12 protein-coding genes are annotated in these 12348 nt (G+C 51.4%); all 12 read right to left on the bottom strand.

The annotated features are described in order from the left end of the window. Nucleotide 1: 1 nt before the first annotated feature. The 12 genes from rnhB to frr all read right to left on the bottom strand — a co-directional run bounded on the left by rnhB (nucleotide 2) and on the right by frr (nucleotide 12228). Nucleotides 2-598: a ribonuclease HII gene (gene rnhB, locus WC1_RS19760; RefSeq protein WP_003018518.1), complete on the bottom strand. Its 597-nt coding sequence runs from the start codon at nucleotides 596-598 to the stop codon at nucleotides 2-4. Next, nucleotides 595-1743 carry a lipid-A-disaccharide synthase gene (gene lpxB / locus WC1_RS19765; RefSeq protein WP_003018522.1) on the bottom strand — a complete coding sequence of 383 codons (1149 nt, stop codon included), beginning with the start codon at nucleotides 1741-1743 and terminating at the stop codon, nucleotides 595-597. The genes rnhB and lpxB overlap by 4 nt, the downstream gene beginning before the upstream one ends. Then, the gene (lpxA, locus tag WC1_RS19770; RefSeq protein WP_003018525.1) at nucleotides 1743-2531 is read right to left on the bottom strand and encodes an acyl-ACP--UDP-N-acetylglucosamine O-acyltransferase; all 789 of its coding nucleotides are present in this window, start codon (nucleotides 2529-2531) and stop codon (nucleotides 1743-1745) included. The genes lpxB and lpxA overlap by 1 nt, the downstream gene beginning before the upstream one ends. A gap of 3 nt (nucleotides 2532-2534) precedes the next feature. Continuing rightward, nucleotides 2535-2990, bottom strand: a complete 456-nt coding sequence (gene fabZ, locus WC1_RS19775; protein ID WP_003018528.1) for a 3-hydroxyacyl-ACP dehydratase FabZ — start codon at nucleotides 2988-2990, stop codon at nucleotides 2535-2537. Nucleotides 2991-3093: 103 nt separating this feature from the next. After that, nucleotides 3094-4119, bottom strand: a complete 1026-nt coding sequence (gene lpxD, locus WC1_RS19780) for a UDP-3-O-(3-hydroxymyristoyl)glucosamine N-acyltransferase (RefSeq protein WP_016149581.1) — start codon at nucleotides 4117-4119, stop codon at nucleotides 3094-3096. A 3-nt stretch (nucleotides 4120-4122) separates the two neighbouring features. Further along, nucleotides 4123-4608 carry a molecular chaperone Skp gene (gene skp / locus WC1_RS19785; protein WP_003018533.1) on the bottom strand — a complete coding sequence of 162 codons (486 nt, stop codon included), beginning with the start codon at nucleotides 4606-4608 and terminating at the stop codon, nucleotides 4123-4125. Between the two features lie 122 nt (nucleotides 4609-4730). Next, nucleotides 4731-7154, bottom strand: coding sequence for an outer membrane protein assembly factor BamA (gene bamA / locus WC1_RS19790; protein WP_016149580.1), 2424 nt, complete (start codon nucleotides 7152-7154; stop codon nucleotides 4731-4733). Nucleotides 7155-7183: 29 nt separating this feature from the next. After that, a complete protein-coding gene (gene rseP / locus WC1_RS19795) occupies nucleotides 7184-8536 on the bottom strand; it encodes a sigma E protease regulator RseP (protein ID WP_003837540.1) in 1353 nt (450 codons plus the stop codon). Between the two features lie 11 nt (nucleotides 8537-8547). Beyond that, a complete protein-coding gene (gene cdsA / locus WC1_RS19800) occupies nucleotides 8548-9405 on the bottom strand; it encodes a phosphatidate cytidylyltransferase (protein ID WP_003018541.1) in 858 nt (285 codons plus the stop codon). A 12-nt stretch (nucleotides 9406-9417) separates the two neighbouring features. Beyond that, nucleotides 9418-10176 carry a (2E,6E)-farnesyl-diphosphate-specific ditrans,polycis-undecaprenyl-diphosphate synthase gene (ispU, locus tag WC1_RS19805; RefSeq protein ID WP_003018543.1) on the bottom strand — a complete coding sequence of 253 codons (759 nt, stop codon included), beginning with the start codon at nucleotides 10174-10176 and terminating at the stop codon, nucleotides 9418-9420. Between the two features lie 187 nt (nucleotides 10177-10363). Next, on the bottom strand, nucleotides 10364-11560 hold the full coding sequence (gene ispC, locus WC1_RS19810) for a 1-deoxy-D-xylulose-5-phosphate reductoisomerase (protein ID WP_003845810.1): 1197 nt from the start codon (nucleotides 11558-11560) through the stop codon (nucleotides 10364-10366). Nucleotides 11561-11670: 110 nt separating this feature from the next. Then, on the bottom strand, nucleotides 11671-12228 hold the full coding sequence (gene frr, locus WC1_RS19815) for a ribosome recycling factor (protein ID WP_003018547.1): 558 nt from the start codon (nucleotides 12226-12228) through the stop codon (nucleotides 11671-11673). Between the last annotated feature and the right edge of the window lie 120 nt (nucleotides 12229-12348).

The raw sequence follows: 12348 nt of genomic DNA, 5'->3' as shown, positions 1-12348 counted from the left end.
ATCAGGACGAGAGTCCCAGTGCGCGTTTGACGGGGCCAAAGCTGCGGCGATGGTGCTCAGTCGCACCATGCAGTGCCAATTTTTCCAGATGAAATGCGGTTGGATAACCTTTGTGCTGTGCAAAACCATACTGTGGAAAAACCGTATCCAGCGCCGCCATTTCAGCGTCACGGGTCACTTTTGCCAGAATCGATGCGGCGCTAATCTCCGCCACGCGGCTATCACCTTTGACCACCGCCATCGACGGTACCGGTAATGCCGGGCAACGATTGCCGTCAATCAGCACGTATTCAGGCGCAATATGCAGACCCGCAACTGCACGCTGCATGGCCAGCATGGTAGCATGCAAAATGTTCAGTTCGTCGATTTCATGCGGTTCTGCCCGACCCAGGCTCCAGCTTAACGCCTTTTCTTTAATTTCATCAAACAGCGCCAGGCGACGTTTTTCTGACAGTTTTTTTGAGTCGTTAAGACCGATAATAGGGCGAGCCGGATCCAGAATGACGGCAGCAGTGACGACCGCGCCGACCAAAGGGCCGCGTCCGACTTCATCCACACCCGCCACTAAATGCGTATGCGGATACACAAATTCAATCATTGCGCTAACTCCAGGACCGCATCCGCTGCCTGCTCATCAGCATTGCAACGGATCTGCTGGTGCAGTTCACGGAATGTGTCGTGCATCGCATGGCTGGTTTTACCCTTCGCCAGCAACGGCAACAGCGCTTGCGACAGCGCCTGCGGTTCACACTCTTCCTGCAACAGCTCTTTAACCAGTTCTCTTCCCGCCAACAGGTTAGGTAGCGAAACGTAATCAGTCTTCACCAGACGCTTCGCCAGCCAGAAGGTGAAGGGTTTCATACGGTAGCCAACCACCATCGGGCATTTTGCCAGCATACATTCCAGCGCGGCGGTACCTGAAGCCAGCAGTGCGGCGTCGCTGGCCACCATTGCTTCACGTCCCATACCATTGAGCAGATGTACGGAAAGCTCCGGTGCAACTTCCGCTTTAATGCGTTCAAACTGCTCGCGACGTTTGGCATTCACCAACGGCACCACCACTTCGAGATCCGGATAATGCTGGCGTAATAGCTGCGCCGTTTTCAGAAAATCGGCGCTGAGCATCTCCACTTCTGCACCACGGCTTCCTGGCAGTAGCGCCAGGCAGTGAGCGTCATGAGGAATGCCCAGAATATCACGTGCCGCGTTTTTATCCGGGTCCAACGGCATGGCATCCGCCATGGTATGACCTATAAAGCGGCACGGGACGTTAAATTTGTCATAAAACGCTTTTTCGAAAGGCAGAAAGGCCAGCACCATGTTGGTGGATCTGCCTATTTTGAAAACGCGTTTCTGTCGCCACGCCCAGACGGACGGACTGACATAATGAATGGTTTTAATGCCCTGTTTTTTCAAGTTCCCTTCGAGGGTAATGTTGAAATCAGGTGCATCAATGCCAACGAAAACATCCGGCTTTAAGTCGGTGAATCGGCGAGTGAGGTCGGCACGAATATGCAGTAAACGGCGCAGACGTCCGAGCACTTCAACAATGCCCATGACCGCCAGCTCTTCCATTTCGTACCAGGCTTCACAGCCTTCGGCCTGCATCAGCGGACCCGCCACACCAACAAAACGCGCATTGGGAACGCGAGCCTTGAGTGCACGGATTAACCCTGCACCAAGAATATCGCCGGAGGTTTCTCCGGCGACGAGGGCAATCGTTAAAGGACGCTGTTCAGTCATTAACGAATCAGGCCACGCGTTGAGCGCTCAAAGAAGTCGCTGAAAGCCTGAACTTCGGGGTACTGTTTCGCCAGTTCCGCGATTTCTGGTTTCACTTCTTCCAGCGTTTTACCACTACGGTACAACGCTTTGTAGGCGTTACGAATCGCGGTAATCGCTTCGCGGGTGAATCCACGACGCTTCAGACCTTCGATATTGACGCCAAACGGCGTCGCGTGGTTGCCCTGGGCGATAACGTACGGAGGCACGTCCTGGGCTACACCAGAACAGCCACCAACCATCACATGAGCACCGATGATGCAGAACTGATGCACCGCAGTCATGCCGCCGATGATAACAAAATCATCCAGCGAAACATGTCCGGCAAGCGTGGCGTTATTCGCCAGAATACAGCGGTTTCCTACCGTACAATCATGCGCGACGTGCGCATTAATCATCAGTAAGTTATCGCTGCCCACCTTCGTCACTCCACCGCCCTGCACTGTGCCACGATGAATGGTGACGCTTTCGCGGATGCGGTTGCGATCGCCAATTTCCACACGGGTCGGTTCGCCAGCATATTTAAGATCCTGGTTAACTTCACCGATGGAGGCAAACTGATAGATCTCGTTATCGCGACCAATTTTTGTATGGCCATTCACGACAACGTGAGACTTCAGTACGGTACCCTCACCAATTTCAACATGGGGTCCAACAATACAAAATGGGCCAATGTGAGCATTGGCACCAATGCTGGCGCCCTCTTCTACAATGGCGGTCGGGTGAATAAAGGCGGATTTATCAATCACGTATCAGGCCTCCCGGCTACGGGCACACATCATCGTTGCTTCGCACACAACTTTACCGTCGACCAGCGCAACCCCTTTAAAACGGGTCAGGCCACGGCGCGTTTTCTCGAAAGTCACTTCCATGATCATCTGATCGCCAGGCACGACAGGACGCTTAAAGCGTGCTTCGTCAATACCCGCGAAATAATACAGTTCGCCTGGTTCCAGTTTTCCTACGCTTTTAAACGCAAGGATACCGGTAGCCTGTGCCATCGCTTCCAGAATCAATACGCCAGGGAAAATAGGTTTACCCGGGAAGTGGCCCTGAAAGAAAGGCTCGTTAACGGATACATTTTTCACTGCGCGCAGAAAACGACCTTCTTCAAAATCCAGCACGCGATCAACCAGCAGAAACGGAAAACGGTGCGGCAGAAGTTCTAAAATCTCTTCAATATGCAGAGTATGAGTGTTAGTAGTCAAAATACTCTTCCTGTCAAAATATACTAAAAGGCAATAATAACACGGCCTGTCGCAATCGTATGAATGGGACAGGCCGAAAAGTCAGACATGCAAAAACGGTGCTTTAGTCTTGTTGATTAACCTTGCGCTCAATCGCTTTGAGGCGCTTGCTCATATCATCAATATTCATCACCAGTGCAGCTGTTTTACGCCATACCTTATTGGGTTGTAGCGGAATGCCTGAGGAATAGACGCCAGGTTCGGTGATAGGACGCATCACCATACCCATGCCAGTCACCGTGACTTTGTCGCATATTTCCATATGCCCATTGATCACGCTGGCGCCGCCAATCATGCAGTAACGGCCAATCTTCAGGCTACCCGCCATAATGACGCCACCGGCTACTGCCGTATTGTCGCCAATCACAACGTTATGCGCAATCTGGCACTGGTTATCAATGATAACACCATTACCGATCACAGTATCGTCCAGAGCACCACGGTCAATGGTGGTACAAGCGCCGATCTCGACGCGATCGCCGATAATCACGCGACCAAGCTGCGGGATCTTTACCCAGTTACCGCGATCGTTCGCGTAACCAAATCCATCAGATCCAACGACAGTGCTTGACTGGATCAGGCAATTCTCACCGATCTGAATGTCGTGGTAAATCGTCACATTCGCCCACAAGCGTGAACCTGCACCGATTTTAGTATTTTTTCCGACGAAGCAGCCTGCGCCGATAACGACGTTATCACCCAGTTCTACGCCAGACTCAATGACCGCATTTGCGCCCACAGAGACATTACTACCCAGCTTCGCCGTTGCATCGATCACTGCACTCGGTGCAATGTTCTGTGCAGGCTGAGGCGTGGTATCTAAAATTTGCGCCATACGTGCATAGGTCAGGTAGGGATTCTTCACTACCAACGCGGCACTTTTAGCAAAAGGAAGATCGTCCTGCGTCATTACTACGGCAGAAGCCTGGCATACGCCTAAGTGTTCACGGTACTTAGGATTCACCATGAACGTGATATTGCCAGTTTGCGCAGATTGCATGGACGCTACGCCGGTGATGACGATATCGCCATCACCGTGTAATTCTGCATCCAACTGCTCTGCTAAATCAGCCAGTCGAATTGAAGGCATTACTTATTTAACCTGTTTCAGTACGTCAGCGGTGATGTCTTTTACATCGCTGCTGTTGTATGCAACGGTGTTTGCGTCAACGACCAGATCAATGCTCTGGCTGCTGGCAACAGATTTCACAGCAGTCTGGATACGAGTAACCAGTTTGCCACGTTCTTCGTTGGAGCGACGCGCACGATCCTGCTCAAAAGCCTGAGCTTTCTGAGAGAAAGTCTGGCGCTGAGCCATAACGTCTTTTTCCAGCTTGGTACGATCGCTACCTGCTTTCATTGATTGCAGACGCTGCATCTTAGATTGCAGATCGGATTCCATACGCTGCAGTTCGCTGGCACGGCCTTTGAACTCGTTTTCCAGCGTAGCAGAAACACCTGTCTTCTGTGCAACCTGTTGGAACAGGCTACCCATGTTGACGATTGCAATTTTGTCAGCCGCTTGTGCGGACGTTGCCATCGCTAAACCGAGACCTGCAGCTAATAACCACTTTTTCACAATTAACTCCTTACCATCCCATTTGCACCCGAAGGTGCAGTTCTTTGCGTGGCCAGGCGATCCCATGCAAGATCGCCTAAAGTCATCGCTACACTACCACTACATTCCTTTGCGAAGAACAATTACCAGGTTTTACCAATGTTAAACTGGAACTGTTCCGCTTTGTCTCCATCGTACTTCTTGAACGGCTGGGCGTAGGAGAAAACCAACGGCCCCAATGGGGACATCCATTGTAAAGCGATACCCGCTGACATACGGATATTACTTGGATCACTGTAGTCCGGCACACCTATAGCACGTGTTTGAGCGCTATCCTGCCAGTTAGTATCCCAAACGGTACCCATATCCCAGAAGAACGAGGTACGAACCGAGTTGGCATACTTGTCGCTAATGAACGGCGTTGGGGTAATAAACTCCAGGCTGGCGACAGCCATGGCGTTACCGCCCACTGCGTCATCCGATTTACAGTCCTTACCGTCCGCGTTGGAACACTCTTCGTAGTCACTATTATCAGAACCACTGGCGTAAGCACCGTTTTTGTAGACTGCTTTTGGACCGATAGTATTCGACTGGAAGCCACGCACGGTGCTGGAACCACCCGCATAGAAGTTCTCATAGAACGGCATTTCTTTGCTGCCAATGCCGTCGCCATAGCCTACCTTCGTACGTCCTAAAACCACCCACTTGTGATCGTCATCGATCGGCACATAGGTCGCGGTATCCATCGACACTTTGTAGTATTCGTTATCAGAACCCGGAATGGTCACTTTACCGTTCAGGTTGACGCGTGTACCGTCCGTTGGGAAATACCCACGGTCCAGTTTGTTGTACGTCCAACCGTAGTTAAAGGTGAAGTCATCAGCGGCAAAGCTGTTGGTATTGGTCTCGCCCATTGACTCAAGATAACGATCCATCGCAACCTGCGGCTGCATGTTGGACAGTTTGTTATGGACATAGCCCAGGCCAGCACGCAACGTGTTGTATTCGTTTACCGGGAAGCCAAGCGTGACATCTGTACCATAACTTTTGTTGGTATAGTCGGACAGATCCGCATCATTCGCTTCAAAATCGTTATAGAAGACACGGCCACCCAGGCTCACACCATCAACGGTGAAGTACGGGTTGGTCACTGACAACTCAGTATAGGTCTGGTAGTCGTTTTTGGTGCCGTTGATGCCGACAGAATAACCGGTACCTAACCAGTTATCTTGCTGAACGCCAGCCTGGAAGCTCACGCCGCTTTCAGTACCGTAACCGACGCCGAAGTTAAAGCTACCGGTGTTACGCTCTTTGACCTTGTAGACTACATCAACCTGATCCGGGCTGCCCGGGACACGCTGAGTATCGGTATCAACTGTTTCAAAGTAACCCAGACGGTTCAGACGCTCTTTACCCTGGTCGACCAGATCGCTGCCCAACCATGCACCTTCCATCTGACGCATTTCGCGACGCAGAACGGAATCTTTAGAGGTGTCGTTACCTTCAAAACGAATCTTACGCACATAGAAACGGTTACCCGCATCCACGTTTACGCGTAATTTAACGGTTTTGTCAGCGTCGTTGATTTCAGGCTGCGACTGTACGCGCGGATAGGCATAGCCATAGCGACCCAGGAGCTTCTTGATATCATCTTCCATTTTGGTCACTTTGGTGCCGTTATAGAGTTCACCTGGCTCGATCTTCGTCAGGGTCTCAATTTCGGCGGAGTGCCCGGCCAGGTTACCGCTCACCTGAACACCAGAAAGCTTGTACTGCTCGCCTTCTGTGATGTTAACGGTGATGTAGATACCTTTTTTATCCGGCGTCAGGCTGACCTGAGTGGAATCGATATTGAAGCGGGCATAACCGCGATCCAGATAGTAACTGCGCAGGGTTTCAAGGTCGCCCGCCAGTTTCTGTTTCTGGTATTTGCGATCGCCCACCACGTTCCACCACGGTACTTCATCACGCAACTGGAAGTGAGAGATAAGTTCGTCAGTCGTGAAGGCATGGTTGCCGACGATATTGATCTGTTGGATCTTCGCCGAAACACCTTCCTGGAAGACCAGCTTGAGGTCAACGCGGTTACGCGGCAACGGCGTCACCACCGCTTTCACACTGGCGCTGTACTTACCGACGCTATAGTAGAAATCTTCCAGGCCTTTTTCGATATCGGCAAGCGTGGTGCGATCCAGAGACTCGCCAACACGCACGCCAGACGCCTCGAGGTTTTGCTTGAGCATGTCATCTTTCACCGATTTATTACCGGAGAAAGTGATGCTGGCAATCGTCGGACGCTCTTTTACCTGAACCAGAAGGGTATCACCATCGCGCAGGACGCGGACATCCTCAAAGTTACCGGTGGCGAACAGAGCACGAATGGTATTACTGATGTCTTCATCATTAACCGTGTCGCCTGTGCGCACCGGCATACTGAGGAGAGCCGCACCAACGGCGACTCGCTGTAGGCCTTCGAAATGAATGTCCTTCACTACGAACCCTTCAGCACCGTATACGGTGGCGCTGCTAAACAGCAGCGACGCTATGAGCAACTTTTTCATCGCCATCGTTATTATGCGTTCTTCCTAACACTCTCTTACAACCGAGAGAAATCATTGAAAAGTGCAAGCCCCATTAACAACACCAGCAAGATAGAGCCAATGCGATAACTAAAGTCTTGAACCCGCTCGGATACCGGACCGCCCTTCAGCTTTTCAATCGCCAGGAACAGCAGATGCCCCCCGTCAAGAACGGGCAACGGAAACAGGTTGATTATCCCTAAGTTCACGCTGATAAGCGCAAGGAACATCAGGTAATAAATAACCCCGAATTCCGCTGACATCCCAGCCCCCTGGGCGATAGAAATCGGCCCACTGAGGTTGTTCAGTTTTACATCACCGGTAATCAATTTTCCCAGCATACTGACCGTCAGCTTCATCAACTGCCACGTTTTATCCGAGGCTTCGAGGACGGCGCTGAATGGCCCATACTGGCGTACAGTCTTATACTCATCAGGCAGAGGAATAACTTTAGGCACCACGCCCGCAAAACCTTCTGCCTTCCCGTTAACCTGTTTTGAATCTGGGGTTAACGTTAAAGACAAGGAACTTCCTTGTCTTTCAATATCTAGCGCTAACGGCTTATCCGGATTATCGCGCACCAGCGTCACAAACGTCATCCATTGCGTCAGCGGCTGACCATTGACTTTAACGATCCTGTCGCCTGCTTGCAAACCTGCCTTACTTGCAGCGGAGTTAACCTGCACTTCTGACAGCACCGGTTCAATCTGCGGACCGCGCGGACGAATCCCTAAACTGGAGACGGGATCCTCTTTGTCTGGCTCAAATGCCCACTGACGTAAATCCAGCGTTTTGTCCTGACGCTGGTTACTGCCAAACTGCGCTACGCTGAGAGTCGTATGCTCATCGCCAATTTTGGCTACCAGTTGCAATCTCACGGCATCCCAATCAGGGGTTTCGATACCATCAACCGCTTTTAGTTCCGTACCCGGCTGAATTTGCGCCTGCGCGGCAATCGAGTTGGGTGTTATTTCACCAACAACCGGACGAACGCCAGGGACACCGATGATAAACACCAGCCAGTAAGCGAAAATAGCAAAAAGGAAGTTTGCAATCGGACCTGCGGCGATGATGGCTGCGCGTTGTCCAACCGTTTTATTGTTGAAAGCGTAATGGCGCAGCTCCGGTGCGACTGGTTCAGCGCGCTCATCCAGCATTTTGACGTAACCGCCGAGGGGAATCAGGGCGATAACGTATTCCGTACCTAATTTATCGGTACGCCGCCAAAGCGCTTTTCCAAAACCAATGGAAAAGCGCTCGACGCGGACTCCGCAGCGCCGCGCAACCCAGAAATGACCAAATTCATGCACGGTGATAAGCACACCAAGTGCGACAATGAATGCAGCCAGATTCCAGAGAATACTCAGCATAAGACCATCCGTTAGAGCGTCCTGAATACCAGTAACAACAGGCAGGCAAAGACCGGTACCGCAGCCGTCAGGCTATCAATACGGTCCAGAATACCGCCGTGTCCTGGAATTAAGTGACCACTGTCCTTAATACCTGCTTCACGCTTAAACATACTCTCGGTCAGGTCACCCAGCACGGAGGCCAGGGCTGCAACGATGGAGCAAATGAGCAAGGTGACAGGCGCAACTTCAAGATTCGCCCACATGCCATAACCCCATGAGATTACGGCCGCAGTGGCGAGTCCGCCAATAAAACCCTGCCAGGTTTTACCAGGAGAAACCTTCGGTGCCAGCTTATGTTTGCCAAACAGCTTACCAAACATATACGCACCCGAGTCCGCTCCCCAAACGAGGATCATGACATACAGCAGCCATAGCGCGCCACTATAATGATTCTCATCATAGTGCCATGCACGTAGCGCCAGCATTCCCCAAAAGAACGGAACAATGGTTAACACGCCGAAAATTATGCGTAATGTTTTGGAATTACGCCAGACCGACGCAGAGCCGGGATAAAACAATACCAGCAACAGCGCCACGACCCACCAGCCCAGCGACGCCCACAGCGATACTTCAACCAGCGGCTGATGAATATTGCGATGGTATTCCGGCAGTAAGAACAGCATTAGCGCCAGCAATAGCCCGCACAAAACCGCCAGCCAGACTCGCTGTGTACGCGTGGTAAAACCGCTTAACTGTCCCCATTCCCAGGCGGCCAGCATACAAACGACCAGCGTGACAATGGCGAACCCCACCGGCGGCAGCAAAAACAGCGCCGCGATGACAACGGGTATTAAAACAAAAGCAGAAATCAGGCGATACTTCAGCAAAAGCGACCCCCATCAGGCTTTTTCATCACCGGGCTCGGTGCCGCCGAAACGACGCTCACGATTAGCAAAGGCATGCAGCGCACCTTCAAAGTCTTGTTCATCGAAATCGGGCCAGAGAACATCCGTAAAGTAAAGTTCGGCATAGGCAATTTGCCACAACAGAAAATTACTAATTCGATGCTCTCCCCCAGTCCTTATCACTAAATCCACAGGAGCCAGTTCATGCATACAAATTTGCTGCCCAAGCATCTCTTCATCGATTTGCTCTGGACGCAGCAGACCATCCTGCACCTGTTGTGCCAGTTGCCTGACTCCCTGGACTATATCCCACCGTCCACCGTAATTCGCTGCAATATTCAGCGTCAACCCGGTATTCTGGGCAGTAATCGCTTCTGATTTGCGAATCCGTTCTTGCAAACGAGAGTTAAATCGACTGATATCCCCGATAATACGCAGACGTACGTTATGGCGGTGCAGGTTTTTCACTTCACTATCAAGTGCCCACACAAACAGTTCCATTAACGCGCTCACTTCCTGCGCAGGTCGGTTCCAGTTCTCACTGCTAAAGGCATACAGCGTTAACGCATCAATACCGTTATTGGCAGCAAAAGAGACAGCCCGGCGGACGGATTTTGCTCCGGCCTTATGCCCAAAGGCGCGAATCTTCCCTTGCTTTTTCGCCCAGCGGCCATTGCCATCCATGATAATTGCGACATGGCGACAACCATGTGCTGGCAAATTTTCGCTTAATGGTTTAGTTGCAGACAACATAACGCGTTATTAGTCCCTGAAAGGATTTACGGTACTCAGGAATACTGAAGCCCATCCACAAAAAAGCCGTGTCAAACCACGGCTTACCCGACCGAAAAAAAGCAAATACCCGCGATCGGGTGGCGCAGACTATATCACTGAAGCCCAACGCTAACAAATAGCACGATTCTCCGTAGAGGGATTATCATCAGCTTGAGAGTCGCATCACTTCTTTTCTGGCGACGTCCCGCGCGATGGCATCAACCTTCAGCACGTCATCAACGCTCTGCGGCTCCTGCAAATCCATCTTATCCAGCACGGATAAATTCAGGTCAGCAATATCGGTAAATCGGATCTGCTGCGCCAAAAACGCGGCAACGGTAATTTCATTCGCGGCATTAAGTGCGGTCGTCGCCGCCTGCCCTTGCTCAAACGCGTCCATCGCCAGTTTCAGGCACGGATAACGCTGGTAATCAGGTGCTGAAAACGTCAGCGCACTGAGTTTGCAAAAATCGACAGGCTTAACACCGGACGTCACTCGTTCTGGCCATGCCATGGTATGGGCAATAGGTGTACGCATGTCCGGTTCACCCAACTGCGCCAGAACACTACCATCCTGATAACGGACCATCGAATGAATAACCGACTGCGGGTGAATCAGCACTTCCATCTGGCTTGCACTGGCATTAAATAGCCAACGCGCTTCAATGTATTCCAGACCTTTGTTCATCATGGTGGCGGAATCGACAGAGATTTTTCGTCCCATCGACCAATTCGGATGACGACATGCCTGATCGGGGGTCATAGAGACCAGATCGCGCAATGGCGTTTCACGGAATGGGCCACCAGACCCGGTAAGCAGAACTGACATAACGCCGTTTTGCTCAAGGTCAGCGTATCCCAGATTGTGTTGGATAGGTTGCGGTAAACTCTGAAAAATCGCGTTATGCTCGCTATCTACCGGCAAAAGCTGCGCTTTGTGGCGTTTCACGTCGTCCATAAACAGACGACCGCAGGTCACCAGAGACTCTTTGTTCGCCAGTAAAATACTTTTGCTCGCACGAATTGCCGCCAGCGTTGGCAGCAAGCCCGCTGCGCCGACAATTGCCGCCATGACCTGATCAACATCATCCAGCGCAGCCATATCACAGGCAGCCTGCTGACCGCTCATGACCTCAGTGCGACTGCCCTGCTCCAGCAGAGCTGCTTTTACCAACGCAGCGCTTTTTTCATCGTCCATTACCGCATAGCGAGGAGAAAACTCCAGGCATTGCTCTACCATGCGGGCGACATTTTTACCCGCCACCAACGCAGCAACACGAAATTTTTCCGGGTTATGGCGTACTACATCCAGCGTACTGCAACCAATGGAACCGGTTGATCCCAGGATGGTTAATTGCTTCATGAGACATCCAGAAGAATTTTACCCTTTAAGGTATATAGACAGAAAAAAGCAAAACGCCGCCATCCAGCCTTCTCAGGCCTTCTAAGCGGCGTTTTTAGCGTACAGGCGAATCAGAACTGCATCAGTTCCGCTTCTTTCTCTGCCAGCGCCGCATCAACTTTCTTGATTGCAGCGTCAGTCAGTTTCTGTACGTCGTCCTGAGAACGGCGATCGTCATCTTCGCTGATCTCTTTTTCTTTCAACAACGCTTTCACTTTGTCGTTTGCATCGCGGCGTACATTACGTACCGCAACACGCGCGCCTTCAGCTTCGCCACGCACGATCTTGGTCAGATCTTTACGACGTTCTTCGGTCAGCGGCGGCAGCGGAACGCGGATGTCGGAACCCGCAGAGCTTGGATTCAGACCGAGGTCGGAAGCCATGATGGCTTTCTCAACGGCTGGCCCCATAGAACGGTCAAACACGTTGATTTTCAGGGTACGGGAATCTTCAACCGTTACGCTTGCCAGTTGGCGCAGCGGAGTCGGTGTGCCGTAATATTCCACGACAATACCATCCAGCAGGCTAGGAGAAGCACGACCCGTGCGAATTTTGCTGATTTGGTTTTTGAACGCTTCGACGCATTTGTCCATGCGTACTTCAGCATCTTTTCTGATATCGTTGATCACGTTACGAATCCTTGAAAGCTTATTTCAGTCAGACCATACCCGCCGCGCAAGATGTGACAAGTATAGTCTTGATTAATTTTGAGGGACGTATCCCGCGACATTAAAGCGGAATATTACCTG

The sequence above is a fragment of the Citrobacter sp. KTE30 genome, assembly GCF_000398825.1.
Taxonomy (GTDB): domain Bacteria; phylum Pseudomonadota; class Gammaproteobacteria; order Enterobacterales; family Enterobacteriaceae; genus Citrobacter; species Citrobacter freundii.
The sequence above is the reverse complement of the archived record's forward strand: the minus strand, read 5'-3'. Positions and strand labels throughout refer to the sequence as shown.